The 20536-nt window shown below is 41.5% G+C and carries 16 protein-coding genes, 1 tRNA gene and 4 pseudogenes; 14 read left to right on the forward strand and 7 right to left on the reverse strand.

Annotated features, from left to right (window positions below):
- Window positions 1–123 precede the first annotated feature (123 nt).
- Window positions 124–1323 (reverse strand): annotated as a pseudogene (gene gmtY / locus FTU39_RS10540) (gamma-mobile-trio recombinase GmtY); the annotation flags it as partial.
- A 108-nt stretch (window positions 1324–1431) separates the two neighbouring features.
- Between gmtY and FTU39_RS10545 the strand changes: the two are divergent.
- From FTU39_RS10545 to FTU39_RS10585, 9 genes and pseudogenes are all read left to right on the forward strand, one after another.
- Window positions 1432–1788 (forward strand): annotated as a pseudogene (locus tag FTU39_RS10545) (GreA/GreB family elongation factor); the annotation flags it as partial.
- Window positions 1789–1874: 86 nt separating this feature from the next.
- Window positions 1875–1964, forward strand: a tRNA-Ser gene (locus FTU39_RS10550).
- 791 nt (window positions 1965–2755) lie between these two features.
- Complete coding sequence (locus tag FTU39_RS10555) at window positions 2756–3016, forward strand: hypothetical protein (RefSeq protein WP_002058491.1); 261 nt, start codon at window positions 2756–2758, stop codon at window positions 3014–3016.
- A 17-nt stretch (window positions 3017–3033) separates the two neighbouring features.
- Window positions 3034–3615 (forward strand): hypothetical protein, encoded by a 582-nt coding sequence (locus FTU39_RS10560; RefSeq protein WP_180052149.1) that lies wholly within the window; start codon window positions 3034–3036, stop codon window positions 3613–3615.
- Between the two features lie 11 nt (window positions 3616–3626).
- Window positions 3627–4007 carry a hypothetical protein gene (locus tag FTU39_RS10565; protein WP_002058070.1) on the forward strand — a complete coding sequence of 127 codons (381 nt, stop codon included), beginning with the start codon at window positions 3627–3629 and terminating at the stop codon, window positions 4005–4007.
- 139 nt (window positions 4008–4146) lie between these two features.
- The gene (locus tag FTU39_RS10570; RefSeq protein ID WP_002126054.1) at window positions 4147–4446 is read left to right on the forward strand and encodes a hypothetical protein; all 300 of its coding nucleotides are present in this window, start codon (window positions 4147–4149) and stop codon (window positions 4444–4446) included.
- 111 nt (window positions 4447–4557) lie between these two features.
- Window positions 4558–5595 carry a DUF932 domain-containing protein gene (locus FTU39_RS10575; protein ID WP_180052150.1) on the forward strand — a complete coding sequence of 346 codons (1038 nt, stop codon included), beginning with the start codon at window positions 4558–4560 and terminating at the stop codon, window positions 5593–5595.
- A gap of 85 nt (window positions 5596–5680) precedes the next feature.
- Window positions 5681–6754, forward strand: a complete 1074-nt coding sequence (locus tag FTU39_RS10580) for a YqaJ viral recombinase family protein (protein WP_180052151.1) — start codon at window positions 5681–5683, stop codon at window positions 6752–6754.
- 138 nt (window positions 6755–6892) lie between these two features.
- Window positions 6893–7789 (forward strand): hydrolase or metal-binding protein, encoded by an 897-nt coding sequence (locus FTU39_RS10585; protein ID WP_180052152.1) that lies wholly within the window; start codon window positions 6893–6895, stop codon window positions 7787–7789.
- Window positions 7790–7892: 103 nt separating this feature from the next.
- Here FTU39_RS10585 and FTU39_RS10590 read toward each other — a convergent pair whose 3' ends face one another.
- Together FTU39_RS10590 and FTU39_RS10595 are read right to left on the reverse strand one after the other, a co-directional pair.
- On the reverse strand, window positions 7893–8489 hold the full coding sequence (locus FTU39_RS10590) for a putative adenosine monophosphate-protein transferase Fic (RefSeq protein WP_180052153.1): 597 nt from the start codon (window positions 8487–8489) through the stop codon (window positions 7893–7895).
- Window positions 8490–8501: 12 nt separating this feature from the next.
- On the reverse strand, window positions 8502–8672 hold the full coding sequence (locus FTU39_RS10595; RefSeq protein WP_000935322.1) for a YhfG family protein: 171 nt from the start codon (window positions 8670–8672) through the stop codon (window positions 8502–8504).
- A 300-nt stretch (window positions 8673–8972) separates the two neighbouring features.
- On the opposite strand from FTU39_RS10595, the gene FTU39_RS10600 reads away from it, so the two are divergent.
- From FTU39_RS10600 to FTU39_RS10615, 5 genes and pseudogenes are all read left to right on the forward strand, one after another.
- Window positions 8973–11258 (forward strand): class I SAM-dependent DNA methyltransferase, encoded by a 2286-nt coding sequence (locus tag FTU39_RS10600; RefSeq protein ID WP_180052154.1) that lies wholly within the window; start codon window positions 8973–8975, stop codon window positions 11256–11258.
- Window positions 11258–12634: a restriction endonuclease subunit S gene (locus tag FTU39_RS10605; protein WP_180052155.1), complete on the forward strand. Its 1377-nt coding sequence runs from the start codon at window positions 11258–11260 to the stop codon at window positions 12632–12634. Before FTU39_RS10600 ends, FTU39_RS10605 begins: the two co-directional genes overlap by 1 nt.
- On the forward strand, window positions 12631–15882 hold the full coding sequence (locus FTU39_RS10610) for a type I restriction endonuclease subunit R (RefSeq protein WP_180052156.1): 3252 nt from the start codon (window positions 12631–12633) through the stop codon (window positions 15880–15882). Before FTU39_RS10605 ends, FTU39_RS10610 begins: the two co-directional genes overlap by 4 nt.
- Before the next feature lie 45 nt (window positions 15883–15927).
- Window positions 15928–16032, forward strand: a pseudogene (locus FTU39_RS13965) (reverse transcriptase); the annotation flags it as partial.
- A gap of 75 nt (window positions 16033–16107) precedes the next feature.
- A pseudogene (locus tag FTU39_RS10615) lies at window positions 16108–16587 on the forward strand (IS3 family transposase); the annotation flags it as partial.
- Window positions 16588–17611: 1024 nt separating this feature from the next.
- On the opposite strand, the gene FTU39_RS10620 reads toward FTU39_RS10615, so the two are convergent.
- The 4 genes from FTU39_RS10620 to FTU39_RS13860 form a co-directional block, all read right to left on the reverse strand.
- On the reverse strand, window positions 17612–18196 hold the full coding sequence (locus tag FTU39_RS10620; RefSeq protein ID WP_180052157.1) for a hypothetical protein: 585 nt from the start codon (window positions 18194–18196) through the stop codon (window positions 17612–17614).
- Window positions 18193–18426, reverse strand: coding sequence for a hypothetical protein (locus tag FTU39_RS10625; RefSeq protein WP_180052158.1), 234 nt, complete (start codon window positions 18424–18426; stop codon window positions 18193–18195). The genes FTU39_RS10620 and FTU39_RS10625 overlap by 4 nt, the downstream gene beginning before the upstream one ends.
- A gap of 481 nt (window positions 18427–18907) precedes the next feature.
- Window positions 18908–19141 carry a hypothetical protein gene (locus FTU39_RS10630; protein ID WP_004677522.1) on the reverse strand — a complete coding sequence of 78 codons (234 nt, stop codon included), beginning with the start codon at window positions 19139–19141 and terminating at the stop codon, window positions 18908–18910.
- 16 nt (window positions 19142–19157) lie between these two features.
- On the reverse strand, window positions 19158–20453 hold the full coding sequence (locus tag FTU39_RS13860) for a glycohydrolase toxin TNT-related protein (RefSeq protein WP_306670398.1): 1296 nt from the start codon (window positions 20451–20453) through the stop codon (window positions 19158–19160).
- Window positions 20454–20536 lie beyond the last annotated feature (83 nt).

A 20536-nucleotide genomic window follows, 5' to 3' on the forward strand; every position in this document is an offset into this window, starting at 1 on the left:
TGGCAGTACTTTTATAATCATGAACGACCTCATATGTCAGTAAATGGTTGTCCACCTATTTTTAAACAATAACAAGGCTTTAGATTTTCTACCCATTAATTCAATTAAAAATGGGGGTATTACCAAACCAGCTTGGCGTGCGCGAAATCCATAGGCATGTCGATGACCATGTTCAGTTGTACCAAGACTTTTTTTACAGGTGAGACCTATTCGCTCAACTGCCTTTTTATGTAGTCGTTGGAAATTTTTTATGGTTTCAGGTTCACCCAACGTATTTGTGAATGCAAAAGGGTGTGGGTTGCTTTTTGATGGTTCTACGCGTTGATATTTGAGATAGTTTGCCCAGATTAATAAAAACTCTTTAGCTTTTTCTGGAGGATTAAAAACGACTTCAAAGTAGCCTAATTTTGAAGTCAGTAGTGGTGTTTTCCATCCAGCATACAATCTTTCAGAAAACAGATAATTATTCCGAGGTTTATAAGAGGTTTTGGCTAATAAATATTCTCGTCGGTTTTTGAAATAAGGATCTGGAGAGGTACCTAATTCAGGATGATACACACGAACTAGGGCTTCTTTAGGCTTGTTAGGGTTTAAGGTAATATCTGAAGTGTAAATATGAAAAATTTCACTTTTTCTTAGACCACCATAATTCATTAACATAGTGATAGCTTGGGATTTGTAATCAATTACCCCGTTCTTTTCAAAACCTAGATATAAAAGTCTTTCAATTTGATCTTCTGGGAAACGTACAGCATATTCAAAATCAATTAAATCTTCTCTATAACTTCCAACTAACCGCACTTTTTGTAGAGAAAGATCTTTCTTGGTTAAGTGATTCAGAAAAACATTTGCTTGCTTATGGTAATAAGCACACCAATTCAGACGTTCTTCATAATTTGTTGCTTTACGAAATGGATTTACTCTATTCGTTGCATGTTCATCTTGAAGAGCTAAAAAATCTGTGTAATGCGTGATATGGAATAGTAAATTATTTGTATCTCGAACTGTTCTTGGTCTCCAATAAAGTTCAAGTGGGTCAGTATTATTGGGAGAATGTATAGTGCCTGTGATTAACGCCTCAGTGAAGGCTTTTAGGACTTTTGTGGCACTATCAAGGTTTGGAGTAGCATTAATATATTCCAATAAAAGTTTAAGCGCGTAACAAGATCTTTCTTTCCATGCTTCACTTTTTGAATTGAACCATGCCAAATAACGTAAATGAGAAATAATGATTCCTTTCTCAGTCAAGATACATGGTAAGACCAAAGTAGTTTGTGTGGAGCAATCTTTGTAATTTACATAAATTTTCTTAACATAAGCCATATACTATTTAGTATGAAGTTTAGGATGTTTAACATTCAAAGTATCAGTAATTGATCAATTGTCAAACTAATTTATTAGGTAATAGTATTTTATATGGTGGGGTTATAATACCAATATAACAAACAGCTTTTGCGTAAAATTGACCGTCGGGTACGTTATTTGGGCAAGCGTTTAGAAGAGCTGCGTATTGTCGATTTTGCACCAGAACAAGAGGGTAAAGTATATTTTGGCGCATGGGTCGAAATTGAAAATGAACAAGGCGAGCAAAAGACCTTGAGAATTGTGGGCGTGGATGAAATTTATGATCATCATCCACAACATATTTCGATTGATTCACCTATGGCTAGAGCTTTGTTGTCTAAACAGGTAGATGATGAGGTGGAAGTGCAGACGCCGTTAGGCAAAAAGAGCTGGTTTATTAATTCGATACGCTATGAAAAGCCTGAAATTGCAGAAAATGACTGATTTTTGATTTTATTTTGAACATTTGGATCATAATTTTTAGAAAATATTTGCCAAGCTGAATTTTTCTTTATATGATAGCCGCCATTGGAAGCGTGGCAGAGCGGTTTAATGCACCGGTCTTGAAAACCGACGAGGGTGTGAGTCCTCCGTGAGTTCGAATCTCACCGCTTCCGCCAAATATCTAAATAAGCCCTTGTTTTTACAAGGGCTTATTTTTTGTCTGTGATTTTACCCCACAACCTACCCCTCATCAAATTTCGGATTGGATTGATTTCTTTTGGTAGTATTTGGAAGATTAAGGAATATAGTTTAATAAGGTGTATTTAAATCTAACTATATTCTTATTCAAGCATTTTTTAATTATAAATATTTTCACTCCCCATTTACTTAGCTTGCTTGACGCTCTACAGCGTGCAGATTATCCTTAACCTGCTGACCTACATCGTCAGCGGGTTTTGACAGACTCTTACCTAAGAACATCAAAAAAGTAATTTTTTGGTGGCGAACTCGTTCGTCCCTCCTGCGTTGCGGTAGGACGGGGGAGGGACGCCTTCGGGCGTGCTGATTCTTAGGTTCAGTCTGTCAACCCTTTCTCGTTCTGCCACCATCAATTGACAGTGGTTGTGGTAGAGCTCTAATACCTAAGGAGTACGCCATGCGCTTACATCAAGACCGTCTTTTATATTTCTCTTTTTTCATGTTTGTGCTGTTGGGTGATTAGACCTGATGCCGTGCAGTCAATGCATAGCTGTGTCCATGACTTTCTAAGAATAAAACTTTTTTAAGTACATATTACCGATATGAAGATGAATCTCTCATGCTGTTTTGAGGGGCATAGATTTGTGTGCTTTATCGTCTATAACACTTCAAAAAAACATAGATATTCATTCCAACATTTATGACATGGGGAACACTGCGTCTGATTAAGACTAAGACCAGTGATGCCTATAAAAAAGAGAAAATGATGATGTTTAAAACTTTCCTAAAAACGACCCTGATTTCATCACTACTTGCAGGCGCATCATTGGCGCAGGCAGGCTGGTTTGCACAAGCCAGTGAATCCTACCTTGTTCAAGCACGTCATACAGGCGGTGGGGTTTATCAATGTCTTTATAAAACCAATCCTGGCAACCGTGGTTGGCGTAATTTCACGGTGAACTTTCAAGGTGGTTGTCCACGCTTTGTTCACTTTAATGCGCAGAATGGTCAAGTCACTGTGCCCAACTAAAAATGGGGAGCATTCAAATGACCCAAAAAACCATATTGGGCTTGGCGGCAATCTTAGCCCTGACCTTGATCAGCATCGCAGGCTTATACTTCTTTAGCCCTAAACACCCAACTGAAAAAACGGTTCAAGCCAACACTTCTGAGGTCAGCTCTGCACAACCTTTAGAATCTGCCAATTCAGAAGCAGTATCCACTGAGATTGCAGCAGCAGAAGTGGATGGGATTGATGTCAAAGAATTGACCACGGGAAGAAAAAGTCTAAGTCTATCAGATCATGAACCTGAATTGCTGAGTTTTGAGTTTGATCAAAACCTTAAGGCTGTGGATACCTTACTGTCGATGCTGCCTTATGATGAACTGCCTGAATTTGAGCAGGACAATATAGACAAGTATCAACGCTATATCTTTGCCAAAGCCGCAAAAGATACAGGCAAATCAGTGCAAGACTTTAGCTTGCAAGAACATGGCGCACTGGAGTCGGAGCAAGCGGGTAATCGCTACTACGTTTATAAATTTGATAACGGCACAGACTGTGAAATCCATTTGGCTAGCATTGATTTAAATACAGGCGATTATGGCGTGAGCTATAACTACTGCTAAGGATGAACTAGATGAAGCAACTTTTAAAACCCTTACTCTTCGCAGTGACTACAACGACAGGCATCATGTTGAGTGGCTGTAATGCAGGTCTTGATCCAAACACGTTTACGGTCGAACTCGATGTAATTGATACCAGTAACTGGTATGCCCAAAATCAATCCGCTACGGTATTGACCATCCGTTCCAATATTGCAGAGCCTATCGATGTCAGCCATGTTTCTGTCAATCATGGACAATGTCGTTATGAAGGCTATCGTCGATCATTGGAATATCCGCAGCATTTTAAGATGGGGCAACGTTTAAGACTAAAATTAACAGACTGTAGCTACAGTAATGTGGTGCAGGTTGATGTCGAAACAGATAAAGGCACTGCAAGCTATAGCTTTCAATAACCGTCTTGCATTCTAAATGTTAAAACACAGCATTTAAATTTAGATGAAACACCAAATCAAACCGTGTCCTCAATGGGCACGGTTTTTTTTATGTCCTCAATTCGCTCTTCGCACTGAATTCATTTCGCAAGGAATACCCATGTCTTTTATTCGATGTCCCTACTGTCAGTCTACCCAGGTCAGACAAACCGATTCAGGCAATGCGCATGCCAATTATTTTGAGCAACTACAACGTTGTATCTCACCAACACAGATGGCGATGTTTGGCATGCAGGTCGCTCGCAAGTCAGGCTTTTCACCGCTCTTCGGTGCAGCTGTTGGGGTAGTGGTGGGTGGCGTACTGGTGGTGGTGAGTCAGTATGCCTTTGAAAAATACTACAGCAATGCCGAGCAGTATCTCTGTTTGGATTGTCAACAAGCGTTTGCATGGGTGCCGTAATCGCATCTCTGACTTTACATGGTTACATCTTTGAATAGATGGATTGTTTAAACCCTTACAGCACATTTCTGCATCTTTACATCTTTCACTTTTATTTGAGGAATAATCAAAATGGCACATCAACTTGAACAAATGGCGTATGTCGGTCAAACCCCATGGCATGGTCTAGGCAATCAACTTAGCCAAAACCAACCGATTGAAGTCTGGGCCAAGCAAGCAGGTATGGATTGGCGTATTGAATCATCCAATGTCAGCTACATGGCTAAAAATGATCGTGGACAAAGCATCATTATGCCCTATGAGGAACAGCGGGTATTGTACCGTTCAGATACTCATGCGCCTTTATCGGTGGTGAGTCAGCGTTATCAAGAAGTCCAACCGATGGAAATTCTGGAGTTCTACCGTGACCTGACCGAACAATCGGGGTTTGAGTTGGAAACTGCGGGTGTCTTAAAAGGTGGGAAAAAGTTCTGGGCCTTGGCACGTACAGGCCAAACAGCAGAATTGAAAGGTGGGGATGTCAGCAATGGCTATATTCTGCTAGCAACCGCATGTGACGGCACTTTAGCCACCACAGCACAATTCACCAATATCCGTGTGGTGTGTAACAACACTTTAGCCATTGCCTTGCGTGGACAGAGTTCCAATGCAGGCGTGGTCAAAGTACCGCACAGTACCAAGTTTGATGCCGACAAGGTTAAAGATCAACTCGGTATTTCAGTGAAAACATGGTACGACCACATGTATGAAATGAAACAACTTACCCAACGTAAAGTCACTCAGAAAGAAGCAGCAGCTTATTTTGATGCGGTATTTAACAACAATAGCCTAAGTGCGATGGAACAGGAGGATAACATCATTCAGTACTACCGTAATGTCGCGTCCCAAGCCAATCCACAGCCCAATAAAACTGAACCGAATGGACGTGCCATGACCAAAGTCATGAATATGTTTAACGGTCAGGGACGTGGGGCAGACTTATCTTCAGCCAAAGACACCGCCTATGGACTGCTTTGTGCGATCACAGAATTTGTCGACCATGAACGTCGAGCGATGAGTACCGATCACCGCCTTGATTCTGCATGGTTTGGTGCAGGCGCAGCATTGAAACAACGTGGATTGGAGCAAGCTTTATATCTTGCAGCCTAAATTTTATCTCGTATCCCTCTTTGCCACATCTTCGGATGTGGCTTTTTTTATGCCGTTTTAAAATCAATGATAGAAGGATAAACCCATGAATCAGATTATAAACCCAACAGTAACGTCTCAATCTCAGTATTTACCAACTGTAGCCAATGACAAGCTTAAACAAAGTCAATCAGGTTCAAAACGTAGCTTAAATGCCAAACGTCTGATCAACACCAAACAACTGGACTATCAGGCATGGCTTGAAGTGCGTAAACAGGGAATAGGCAGCAGTGATGCCGCAGCTGCCTGTGGCTTGAATCCCTATATATCGATGCTGGAACTGTGGATGATTAAAACTGGTCGAACTCAGCAGAACGTTGATGATGACAGCTCAGGCGTTGCACCATTGTATTGGGGCAAACAGTTAGAGCCACTGGTTGCTGAGTATTACAGCTTGCATACCAATAATAAAGTGAGACGAGTCAATGCCGTGCTTCAGCATCCTGATCCTGATAAACACTTTATGTTAGCCAATCTGGATTACACGGTGGTCGGTAGTGAGGACGTTCAGATCCTGGAATGCAAAACCGCAGGTGAGCATGGAGCAAAATTGTGGCGAGATGGTGTGCCTTTATACGTGCTGTGTCAGGTGCAACACCAACTTGCGGTAACAGGCAAACAGGCTGCACATGTCTGTGTTCTGATCTGTGGGCATGAAACCAAAATCTTCAAAGTGACACGGTCTGAATCAGTGATTCAACACATCATTCAGGCAGAGCGTTATTTCTGGGAATGTGTGGAAACGGATACTCCGCCATCAGTCGATGCCAGTGAATCCGCAGCCAAAGCTTTACAGCAGCTCTATCCTGAACATACCCCACTGAGCTGTGTTGATCTAACGGAGGTGAAACTTGCTAATGAACTGTTTGATCAGCTGATAAAGGAAAAACAGCAGATTGAACAACACCAAAGCCAGTTTGATCTACTCAAACACCGAGTTCAGGCACTGATGCAGGAACATGAACGTGCCGTATTTCAGCAAGGTTCAGTGACATGGAAGAAGAGCAAGGACAGTGTCAGCTTAGACATCAAGTCCTTACTTCAGCACCAACCTGAACTCATTCAACAGTACCCATTGCAGAAAGCAGGCAGTCGTCGTTTCAACATTTATCAAGATTAGCTCAAAGCTTAGAGCCAATCACTCAGTAAGAAGAAACCTGAAATCCCGTGCAGCCCCGCATGGGATTTTTTATGCCGATTTTATTTTAAGCACACAGGGCAACACATCTAAACATATCAACGACAGAGGAATTTCAACATGATTAAAGGTCTAGCCATTACACCGCCAATTCTTGGGCGGATCAGTATTGGCCGTGTAATAGAAAAGAATGGCAAGCGTCTGCCAGAGAAAGACGATCAGTTCACCATTACAAGTCAAATACAGGGTAAGGACGGTTGGATTAAACACCCCTTGGATGAGCAATTGCGTAGTCAAGCACCGAATCAAAAGTTACGTAGCATCCCTGTACGTATGATCTTCAATGACCCTGAATTGAACTTACGTGCCGAGTACAGCTTGTTTGACCGACAGACAGGTCGCCCGATTTGTGTGGGGAATGGTCAAACCTGCCAACGTATGACATCACAAGGTGTAGAGCAACATCCTTGTCCATCCCCCGATTTATGCCCACTTGGACAAGGCGGACATTGCAAGCCTTATGCACGCCTGCATGTCAATTTAGGCGAAGCCGATGAGTTTGGGACTTTTATTTTCAGAACCACTGGTTTTAACAGCATTTGCACTTTGGCAGCACGTTTGAATTACTACCATGCAGCATCAGGTGGTTTGTTGTCGTGTTTACCATTGCAACTCACGTTAAGGGGAAAAAGTACCACCCAAAGCTATCGTCAGCCCGTGTATTACGTAGATTTAACGTTACGGGAAGGCGTGGATTTACAAACCGCGATTCAGACAGCCAAGGAGATTGACCAACAGGGGAAGCAGGCAGGGTTTGATCAGGCGGCATTAGATCAGATTGCACGGCAGGGTTTTGCCAATGCCAAGTTTGAGGTGCATGCAGAGGAGGGGGTGGAATTGCTGGAGGAATTTTATCCACACAGTGACAGTGCTGTAGATACAGAGCATTCAGCGCAATTGAGCTATGTGCAGGAGATTCAGCAGGGGTTGCAGCAGAGTGTTAGAGCTGTGAATTGAGCACAGTTGAATTATCTAGTCAGCTTGGTAAGTCAATTAATGGATTCTGAACAAGTTGGCTAGTCACTAATTGAAGGGAGCTTCGGCTCCCTTAATTTTTTTGTTATTCAGGAGTGATAATGCAGGCTTCAAAAATAGCGATCAGTCCATCTAGCCGGCAGTTGAATCCATCAATATTGGCCTGAATCCAAACTTCTTTATTGTCAATTTTATCCCATTGTACGCCATAGCCGCAGTGGGCGAGTAAATGCTCAAAGAAAATACGCTGAGTGCGTCCATTGCCTTCACGAAATGGGTGAATCACGTTGACTTCACAATAAAAATCGGCGATTTTTTGGATAAGTACTGGTTTGGCTAAACCTTGAAAATAGTGCTGCTGCTCAAGTTGCTTGAAGAGCTTATTGGCTTCAATTTCAATACGCGGGAAGGTACAAAAGCGGGTATCGCCTTTGGCAATATCCACTTGTCTTAGTTCACCTGCCCAGACATACAGGTCTGAAAAGAGCTGAAAGTGAATGGATTGCAGGTATTTGAGATCGTAAGGTGGCTCCGCATACTCAATTCGTGTGCTGGCATACTCAGTCAACTCCAGTTCTGCCTGTTGCAGAATTTTAGCATCCTGAATGTTCAGTTTGTTTTTGAGGACGTCCGAGTCGGGGTAACAGTAAATGCTGTCACCCATTTCACCATATTTATCCATAAGGAAGCCTGATCACGATTCCGAGGTCTGTGAGAATTTCTTATATTTCTGTAGAATCTGAGCTTTACTTAATGCCGGTGCGGTTGAGGACGGGTTAATGCCTTCCAGCTTTAAACTGGCTTGATAATTCTGCAAGCGCGTAGCTTGGATATATTTTTTTTTCTGTTCGAGAGTGTTTAGCATTTCGGAATTTCCTTGAACAAAGGTAATGTAAGCCTAGTTTAGCAGATGGGCTTATAAATAGGCACGGCTTTCAAAAGCAGGGTTGTAGCGTTATGGTGGATGAACCTTCTATGAGAAAAATCTGAAACCAGACGACAAAATTTGTCGCTTAACTGTCATGTAATAAATGAATAATCAACAATCTGCTTTTAAATAATATAATATTATCCAACAGTTAAAAAATTATCAGTATTATCTCTAGCAACCGAAGTGTCGCCAGATACTGATCACTGATAAGAATTCAGGAATTGATTCACCACTATGACCAACAATAACTTTTCTCAAATCGCTTCTTTCATCTGGTCGGTTGCTGACCTGCTGCGTGGTGACTTCAAACAATCGCAATATGGCCGCATCATTCTGCCATTTACCTTGTTGCGTCGTCTGGAGTGTGTACTGGAAGAAAGCAAGGCAGCGGTACTGGTGGAACATGAAAAAGTCTCCAAGCTGAATCTGCCAGAAGAAGCTCAAGAAAAGTTATTGCTGCGTGCCACCAACGGTCTAGCCTTCTTTAACACCTCCCCAATGGATCTCAGCAAAATGGGGCAGAGTGACATCAAGGCCAACTTAAGCACTTATGTGCAAAGTTTCTCTAAAGATGCCCGTGAGATTTTTGAATACTTTAACTTCATCGAATTTGCAGGCTTACTCGATGATGCCAACCTTTTGTATAAAGTCGTGCAAAAGTTTGCCACCACGGATCTGAGTCCAAAGAGCGTATCCAACCATGACATGGGCTTGGTGTTTGAAGAACTGATCCGTCGTTTTGCTGAAGGTTCTAATGAAACCGCAGGGGAACACTTTACCCCGCGTGACATCGTGCGTCTGACCACGGCACTGGTGTTTATGGAAGATGATGACGTCCTGACTAAAGACGGCATTATCCGTACCATTTACGACCCGACTGCGGGAACAGGCGGCTTCCTGTCTTCAGGCATGGAATATCTGCATGAGCTGAACCCGAATGCGGTGATGCGTGCCTTTGGTCAGGAACTCAATCCAGAATCCTACGCCATCTGTAAAGCCGACATGCTGATCAAAGGCCAGGATGTCAGCCGGATTAAACTGGGTAACACCCTATCCAATGACCAGCTTGCTGTGGATCAGTTTGACTACATGCTGTCGAATCCACCCTTTGGCGTGGACTGGAAAAAGATCGAACAGGACATCAAGGACGAGCATGAACACAAGGGCTTTGATGGCCGTTTCGGTGCAGGCTTGCCACGGGTATCGGATGGTTCACTATTATTCCTGATGCACCTGATCAGCAAGATGCGTGATGCCAGTAGTAGCGAGAGTGGCAGCCGCATCGGGATTATCCTGAATGGTTCACCTTTATTTACCGGTAGTGCAGGCAGTGGTGAAAGCGAGATCCGTCGCTACATTTTAGAAGCTGACTTGCTGGAAGCAATCATTGCTTTACCGAATGACATGTTCTACAACACCGGGATTGCCACCTATATCTGGGTACTCAGCAATAAAAAAGCCGCTGAACGTAAAGGCAAGGTACAGCTGATTAATGCCTCAAACCTCAGTACCAAAATGCGTAAGTCGCTGGGTTCAAAACGTAACTATCTGACTGAAGCTGAAATTGCCACCATTACCCAAAATTACGGTGACTTTGTGGCGGTGGACACCTTGGCGCAGGATGGCGAAACCGAACAGCAAAAACCATTCGCCAGCAAGATTTTTGATAGTCATGAATTTGGCTACCGTCGCGTAACCATTGAACGTCCATTACGTTTATCGACACAGATCACGGATAGCGCGATTGCTGCATTACGTTTTGCGCCAAAACCGTTTAATGCCGTGATGCAAAGTATCGATGCGCAATTGGGCACAGCCTTTGGTACAGTGTGGACAGCAGAAACTTATGGTCAGTTGCAGGACGTTGCGCTTGAAGTTCGTGCCCTGATTAAAGCCGAGTTCCCTGAGCTAAAAGAAAAAGACATTAAAGAGGTACTGGACAGCAAAATCTGGCTATTCCAGAAAGCCTTGATGGAAAAAGCCCAAGTGTTACAGAACGTGATTGGCACTGAGCAGTTTGATGACTTTAACCAGTTTGATGAAGTCTTGAAGAAAGCCCTCAAGCAAACCGACATCAAGCTGGATGCCAAAGAGAAGAAACAACTGTTAGACGCCATTACCTGGAAGAATCCTGAAGCGGAACCGGTGATTAATAAAGTCGTGAAACAGGCAGAAAACCCACTGTATGGCCAGTTCAGCTATCAGGGTAAAGTTGTTGAGTTTGTGCAGGATGGTGACTTGCGTGATGCGGAGAACATTGCACTGAATCCAAAAGTCAGCACTACAGAGCTGATAGAAGATTACTTTAAACGTGAAGTCCAACCGCATGTACCTGATGCCTGGATCAATGCCGACAAGCGTGATGAAAAGGATTGCGAGATTGGCATTGTCGGTTATGAAATTCCGTTTAACCGTCATTTCTACGTATACCAACCACCACGTGATTTAGCTGAGATTGATGCGGATTTAGATGCGGTGAGCCGTGAAATTATGGAACTTCTACAAGAGGTGCATTCTTAATGGCGAAGTATCAGAAATATGTTGAATATAAAGATTCAGGTGTTAGATGGCTTGGAGCTGTGCCTAGTCATTGGATTATTGCAGGTTTCAAAAAGTATTTAGAATCTACGGTAGATTATCGTGGAAAGACCCCTGAAAAGATGGATGAAGGGGTTTTTCTCGTCACTGCAAGAAATATCAAAAATGGAATTATTGACTATTCTTTATCTCAAGAATACGTAGCTTTTAAAGATTATGATGAAATTATGAGTAGAGGGATACCTGTACTCGGTGATGTTCTTTTTACGACTGAAGCTCCGTTAGGCGAAGTGGCTCAAATTGATAATGTGAACATTGCTTTAGCTCAAAGAATTATTAAGTTTAGAGGTAAGAAAGATATTTTAGATAATACTTACCTAAAATATTTTATTTTGTCTCAAGAGTTTCAAGATAGCTTAATGACTTTTGCCACAGGCTCGACAGCCCTAGGTATTAAAGCAGAGCGTATAGGATATTTACAGCAGTGTATTCCACCTATTCACGAACAAACTCAAATCGCTAATTTCCTCCACCACGAAACCACCAAAATCGATCACCTGATTGAAAAACAACAACAACTGATTGAACTGCTCAAAGAAAAACGCCAGGCGGTGATTAGCCATGCCGTGACTAAAGGTTTAAACCCCAATGTCCCGATGAAAGATTCGGGTGTGGAATGGTTAGGGGAAGTGCCGGAGCATTGGAAGATTATGAAATTAGGAATAGCTGTCTTTATGCAAGAAGGTCCAGGGTTACGGACATGGCAATTCACTGATAGTGGTACCAGAGTTATATGTGTAACAAATATTACAGAAGATGGTATTAATTTTTCGAAGCTAGAGAAATTTATTTCTACTTCTGAATATATACAAAGTTACCAGCATTTTACTGTGAAAAAAGGAGATGTCTTATTATCTAGTTCAGGTAACTCATGGGGGAAAATAGCTACGTATGATGATGATGAATTGGTCATTTTAAATACAAGTACTATTAGACTTAATGAACTGCCGATCAAAATCATTGATCAAAATTACATAAGACATATCTTATCTTCAATTTCTACAAGAGAGCAATTAGGCTTAATGATGACAGGCTCTTGTCAACCGAATTTTGGACCAAGTCATTTGAAAGAAGTAAAAGTGATGGTTCCTCCAATTCATGAACAAACTAAAATTATAAATGCAATACAAGAAATCATTGTTAAGTTTGACAATTTGATCAATAAAGCTGACAAACAAATATCTTTAATGCAAGAACGCCGAACTGCTCTCATCTCCGCCGCTGTCACGGGTAAAATAGACGTGCGCAATTGGCAAGCCCCAACAGTTGCTGAGGCAGACACGGAGTTCAGCGCATGAGTCTAGACGCTACCCGTGAAAGCATTTTCCAGAACGACATCATTCAACAGATGCTGGCACAAGGTTGGCAACTCGGTACGCCACAAGGCTACAACCGTGAAACCGCCTTGTATGAGCGGGACGTTTTGGACTTTGTACAGCAGACGCAAAGCCAGGATTGGCAAAAGTTTCAGCGCATCTTTCCGCAAGATACCGAACGGCTTTTTCTAGAAGCCGTGGTTGCCCAGCTGAAAAAAGCCGACATCAATGCCACTGATGAACAGTCACGTAGCTTTGGCACTTTAGGTGTGCTGCGTCACGGAGTGAAAACCCGCAGCGCACGATTTTTCCTCTGTCAATTTAAACCAGAACATGCGCTGAATCCCGATACCTTAGCCAATTACAAAAAGAACATCTGCCGCATTGTGCCAGAGTTGGTCTATAGCCCCTATGCCACCGCTGCCGAGTTACAGGACATGGGCAAACAGGCCAAGAAATGGCGTATTGACTTGGTATTGTTTATCAACGGCTTTCCGGTGGCAACACTGGAACTCAAGTCCGAGTTTAAACAGGCGGTGCAGAATGCCATGTTGCAGTACAAACGCACCCGCTTGCCGAAAGATCCAGAAACCAACAAGCCTGAACCCTTGCTGATGTTTAAGCGTGGCGCATTGGTACACTTTGCCGTGAGTCAATACGAAGTCTATATGGCGACCCAGCTGGCCGGAGAAGATACTTTCTTCCTGCCATTCAATAAAGGCACGCATGACGGTGGCGCAGGCAATGATGTGCCAGAAGACCAGAATCAGTACGCCACCGCCTATCTGTGGAATGAAGTTCTCACACCGGACAATTTGCTGAATATCATTGGACGTTTTGTCCATCTGCAAATTGAAGAAAAAGAAGACTGGGAAGGCCGCAAGTACAAAAAAGAACTGCTGATCTTCCCACGTTACCACCAGTGGAATGTGGTCACCAAACTGATCAATGCCGCCTTAGAGGAGGGCACTGGACAGAAATATCTGATTCAGCACAGTGCAGGTTCAGGTAAGTCCAACTCGATTGCCTGGACAGCGCATCAGCTGTCGACCCTGTACGATCAACACAATCAGAAACTATTTGATTCGGTGATTGTGGTCACTGACCGTACTATTCTGGATGCCCAGTTACAGGACACCATCTACCAGTTTGAACATGCCGATGGCGTGGTCGGACGCATCAATAATAAAGAAGGCGATGGCTCCAAATCGGAAAAACTGGCCAAGGCACTGGAAACCTCACAGCCGATTATCATTGTGACCATCCAGACTTTCCCCTTTGTGCTGCGTGCGATTGAAAACAGTACCAATCTGAAACAGCGACGTTATGCGGTGATTGCCGATGAAGCGCATTCTTCACAAAGCGGCTCTACGGCACGACAACTCAAAGAAGTGTTGATGCTGGAAGAGCGCGAAGAGGATGCTGAACTGTCTTCGGAAGATATTCTGGATGCGGTGGTGGCTGCACGTAAGGGCAGTAATAACCTCAGTTACTATGCCTTTACCGCGACACCGAAAGACAAGACCCTGCAACTGTTTGGCCGTGTGCCCAATCCTGAGCTACCACCCTCCAAGCAGAACAAGCCAGAAGCTTTCCATGTCTACTCCATGCGTCAAGCCATTGAAGAAGGCTTTATTCTGGATGTGCTAAAAAACTACACCAACTATAAAGTGGTGTATAAGCTCAAACAGAAAATTGAAGAAGCCGACAAACAGGTCGATGCCAAAAAAGCCAAGATCAGACTGAATCAGTGGGTACGCCTGCATGACCACAACATTTCCCAGAAAGTGAAAGTCATTGTCGAACATTTTAAAAATAACGTGATGGGCTTATTGGGTGGGCAGGCCAAAGCCATGGTGGTGACCAGTTCACGTAAAGAAGCGGTGCGTTACAAGCTGGCCTTTGACAAATACGTGACGGATCAGGGCTATAAGTCCATTCAGGCTATGGTCGCTTTCTCGGGTGAGGTTGAGTTTAATGACAAGGATACCGACAGCAGTGGTTTAGTCGGGCAGACCTTTAATGAACGCAACATGAACCCGGGGCTAAAAGGACGGGAAATGCGCAAGGCCTTTGATAGTGATGACTATCAGGTGATGCTGGTGGCCAACAAGTTCCAGACTGGCTTTGACCAACCGAAACTGTGTGCCATGTACGTGGACAAGAAACTTGGCGGTGTGGAATGCGTACAGACCTTATCACGCCTGAACCGCACCTATCCAGGCAAAGCGGAATCTGGCACCTTTGTATTGGATTTCTTTAACGATCCTGAAGACATTCTTGGGGCCTTCCAGCCTTACTACCAAACCGCAGAATTAGCCGATGTTTCCAATCCGGATCAGATCTTTGACTTGTTTGAAAAGCTGAAAGCCAGCAAGATTTTCTTGTGGACGGAAGTCGAGCAGTTTGTCGAAGCCTTCTTTACCAAGAACAAATCCAATGCTGCGATCAGTAATATCTGCAAACCCGCGGTTGAACGCTGGCAGAAACGTTATAGTCAGGCCATCGAAGCCTATAACACCACCAGAGACATGCTGGAACGCTGCAAGAAAACCAATGATGCGGTGCTGATTGCCAATGCCGACAATGCCTTTAAAGAGGCCAAGCTTGAAAAAGACAAGCTGGAAATCTTTAAAAAAGACTTGGGAAGCTTTACCCGTTTTTACGAGTTTATGTCACAGATCGTGGACTACGATGACAAAGAACTGGAGAAGCTCAGTCTGTATGCGCGTAACCTGCGTCCATTGCTGCGTGAAACCGCAACGAAAGACGATGAGGTAGATCTAAGTAATGTCAGTATGAGCCATTACCGCTTGTCCAAGATTCGTCAGCAAGACATCAAGCTGAAAGAAGATGCCGAAGATTTTAAGCTAGAACCGGGCAATGACCTCGGTGCAGCCAAGCCACGTGACAAGAAAGAAGAGTTCCTGTCACAGATTATAGAGCGTCTGAATGATGTCTTTATCACTGATAACCTAACCGATAAAGACATGCTCAACTATGCCTATACGGTACGTGACAAGCTGGCGGAAAATGAGATTGTGATGAAGCAGATCGCCAACAATACCCGTGAACAGGCCATGCTGGGTGATTTCCCGAAAGCGATGGATGATGCCATTCTTGGTAGCAGTGCGGCACATCAGGAACAGATGATGCAGTTGCTGTCTGATCCGGCGAAGGCCAGCATATTTGCGAGAGTGATCTTTGATATGTTGAGCAGTCCAAGATGACCGCTAAATTAACAAAGGGGGGGCAGTTTTTAAATGCCGTTAGGGGCCCGTCATAAAAGACGGGCTAGATATGCCTTAGGGCGACTTGCGCGTGATTTTCCAAATGCCTTTGTGCACTGGAAAATGGGATGTTTACCATCGGTTGGATAATGGGAGCCGGATGAGCTGAGAGGTTCATGTCCGGTTCTGCGAGGGGCTAAGGGTGAATTCCCTTGGTCTACTCACCCGTATATTCAAACTCATTCAGGCTGGGTCTATACCGCCTTTATTATTGATGTGTTCTCACGAGCAATTGTTGGCTGGAAAGTATCTACACGAATGAATACAGATATGGTGCTCGATGCATTAGAGCAAGCATTGCACGATCGAGGCATGCCAAAGAATGTGATTCATCATTCCGACAGAGGTGTGCAATATCTTTCCATTCGTTATACCCATCGTTTAGAAGCAGCAAATTTACGAGCATCAGTCGGTACGACTGGTGATTCATACGATAATGCTTTGGCTGAAACGGTGAATGGCTTATACAAAACAGAGGTGATTGAATATTTAAAAGCAGATTGGCAAGGTTTAGCGGATGTAAAACTTGCGACATTAAATTGGGTGGATTAGTTTAATAAAAAGCGTGTAGACAGTGCATTAGCTTATGTATCGCTTTTTGAGTTTGAAGCAATATACCATAATAAGATTAACCCGTTAGGTTAGGTGGCCTAACTTAAATAAAAAAGTCTCCGATAAACTTGGTACGGTTCAGTTTATCACCACCTACTTATATAGTTTCTGATAATTCTCCCCCATAACTTTTTGGCTGGATCATATTCTATTATATACACGTAGTCATATTTACAACTAACTTTGATTAATGTTATTCCTGTGTCTGGACTAATAAATGCATCAGACAGCCCTATAACTTTATGTTCTTCAATATTTGGAGGGGTAACTAAGTGGTTGAGTGTAGCATTCGGGTTATAGACAGCATAGGTTTCGAATTCAGAACTCCTTATTTCTTTTAGTGTGTTACTTGGAATTAAAAGTAAATCATAGTTAATATCTATTAAAAATAATGGCTTATAATTATAAATATCGATACTAAGATATTTTTTTTCATATTCCCAAGATATTTTACAATTTCCAAGATCACCACCAAAATTTTAAAAATCTATATATTGAGATGTTTCTTGATTAAACTGAAAGAAGTAATATCCATATTTATCTTTTTGTGGATTGGAGACATAGTTAACAATATTGCCATTTGGATCAATACCTTTAAGATTTTTAAATCTAGTCATTTTAAATTTTTCCTTGAACCTGGAACTAATTGAAGAAAGTTTTCCATGTTTGTATCGTACTTACTTATTAAAAATTCCCATTGTTTTGCCCCACCATTAAAAGATTGTCCTGTCTGCTGAGACCTTAAAGGACCGACCCAACCTTCACGAACAGGAATGGGGCTCTTTACTTCAAAAGTAACAATATCACAGCATTTATCATTTGATTTAAATTCAGGAAGTAAACTAAGTTTTTGTCTCGCTTCTTCTACACTATTGAATTGGCTAGGTGTAGCCCATCCTCACTTAAACAAACTGTCTCCGATATAGTCGGTACGGTTCACTCCTTACTTTTCAAGTAGTCCTGTTATTTTCTCAAGCTATCCTTTGGATAGTAACTCATTTATACATAACTTGTTATATTTCAATAATTTATATATGATTTGAAAGTATAAAATACTTCAACCAGCATGACCACTGTGCCCAACAATATCTCCCCATTCTTGACGAAGTGCATCGTATTTTCGGTATAGTACCCAATCATAAATATAATAATATTGACCAACTAAACTATTCAGTTCTTCATCAAAATCCATAGTTGCTGGAATATCTTCTACAGGAAAAGATCCTATTTGTGTCATGTCATCAGTTGTAGAAGGAACTAAAGGTTTATAGGGGATTTTCAATTCATTCTCAAGTCGGCAATATACAACTTCTGGGTTCTTCAATTTGTGATTAATCGTTCCATCTAGGTTAAAGAAATAAGTAGTATGGGTGAGTTTTTCATCTAATATAAACCAGCTACACACAATTAGATTGCTAATTGGATCAACAAAAAAATACATACTACTAGTTGGGAAAAGGATTTGATGCTCTTTCCCTTTATAACTCCATGTTAAGATGTAACATGATGAATATGACCAATCATTTTGATCATAAAGTTCTGATATATAATCATACTTTTTATTTTCATATGTAAAACTATTATTTACATTATAAAAATTCCGATCAGAACTATCTTGAATATTAAAAATTATTGATCTCATTTAAATTTACTCACTATCACTTTGTTTTTATCAAAATATTTTAACCAATTGTTATCGCTCATACTCATTAAAAATTCAAATTGTTTTGCACCACCATTATAGTTTTCACCAGTTTGTTTAGACGTTAATGGTCCTGCCCAACCGCTACGAACAGGTATAGGATTTGTGACTGTAAGTTCGAGTACATCACAACATTTAGCAGTTTCTTTAAACTCAGGTAACAATGCCAATGATTTTCTTGCTTCATCTAAAGAACCAAATTGTTGAGGTGTAGCCCAGCCGCCTATTGATTGGGGACTATTGGATGCACCTTTATTCTACTAACATATAAACTTTTTCTCCTGGATTTAACCATGTATCTAAAACAGATTTATTGGCTGCCCATGGTGGGAAGAACGGACGCCCACTTTTTTGTATTGGCTGTTTTAGAAAGATTAAGATAAATTAAATAAATCATTTATTCATCATCGGGGACAAAAAAACCATATACTCCATTTGATAGTTCTCCAGCTAAAAAAACTATTTTGGCCTTATTAGGTAAAACAGCATCGTACACATTTAAAGAATATTTTTGACTTGCTGAATCAAGCCATACTTCTTCACATTGATTAATACCATCTTTATTTTTTCCATTCTAATTTCCATCAATCATAACCTTTATAATAGGTTGGTTAATTTTCAAACGAACTTTGTAGGAATTTAAATTTCATATTATTCATCAATAAAAAAAACATAAACATTATTTGTGACCTCCTGAAATGCGAATTTAACTTTCTTTTTATTAATGTTTGTATAGTAAATATCGAATAAATATTTTTCTCCTAGTCTTGGTTCTAATAGGATTTGTGGTTCATTAGATTCTACCCAGTCAACTTTCCATAAATCTATATCTTGATAAATTACTGGTTGTGAACCATAACATGCTTGCAAAAACTTAAAAGTCATATGTTTTATTCCAAAACTATTTAATAGGCCCAGCTACGATTTCTAGATAACCTTGTTTGATAAGTGTTTCGACATTGGTCTTGCTAAAATATTGAATACCTCCACCTTTCATACCAAACCATGGTGCAATTTTACCAGACTCTACTGGTAATGGTTTAAGAACTCTATATACATAATAGATATCATCTAATGATGTTGGAGGTAATGATCTCATTTCATAGGGGGTGCCATACACTCCTAAAAACCTACCTCTAGGACTACCAAATCTATCTAATACGGTTCCAACAGGTAAAGTTATATCTTTGGCTGAACCCTTAACAGCTCCATTTGGATATAGTGACTGTGGAGGCCAAACTACTTTACTTGGATCAGACATATTTTTTATAACGCTATCAGGATACTTAACATTATTTGTATCTGGTCTCTTGACTGTAAGTTTAAGTATGCTAGTTGGTACTTTTGATATTTGCCTCTTTCCGTAATTGAAAACAGTCTTAAGACCTGTTGCTATACGTTCAATCCCTCCAGTAGCTCTGATACCCCATGTACCTGTTAATCCACCTACAATTTCGCCTGTACTGGTGACTAAAGAGCGGGCTAATCTATCTGCTGCTTTATTAAGGGCATTAACATTTTTTGCACATTTAGCATCATTATTCAAATTAACGAACATTTTATAAAGATCTATAATTCCAGATCCTAATGTATAGATTGAATAACCAATCAATGCGAGATCTGCAAGCCATCCTGCAGGAGTTGCTTGGGCTACTGCCCAAACTCCCAATATGATTCCCATTGTTGCTAAATTTGCTGGTTGGACCATTTCCAGTAATGCATTACCTATGATACTAGGTAATTGAGGAACTGCTCTTAGAATAATGTCCTGTACTTTCTGATTAAATGAGGCATTTTTAACTTGATTATCTGTAACTAAATTAGGAGCCAACCCCAACGGATCATTCATTGAATGAGGCTGTCCCAAAGCAAAAGCATACAGATCAGGGCCAACGGCTAAACCTAATGGGTCGGGTGTAATGTACTTTTCATTCTTGGCATCAAAATAACGATTGGTGTTGTAATGTAAATTGGTTTCAGCATCAAAGTACTGATTAGAACCTCGTAAATTAAACTTAATAAAACCAAGTCGACCATGATTATAGGCAAGGGGAGAAGCATATAAGTTGTCACTGAGTTCAGCTTGCCAAACCACTTTACGTTGGGCGTTGGTGAGAGAAATAGGCGCCTGACGATGGTCGACATGGATATAATACAGCTCATTATTGGCAATCATGCCAACAGGCGTTTGATTCATCCAGATATAGGATTTTTCAATATCACCCTGATCATCAGCTTCAGCTAGTAGTTGGCTGCCATCATAAAAATAATAAGTGGTCT

The sequence above is a fragment of the Acinetobacter sp. YH12099 genome (genome assembly GCF_013419195.1).
Classification (GTDB): Bacteria; Pseudomonadota; Gammaproteobacteria; order Pseudomonadales; family Moraxellaceae; genus Acinetobacter; species Acinetobacter towneri.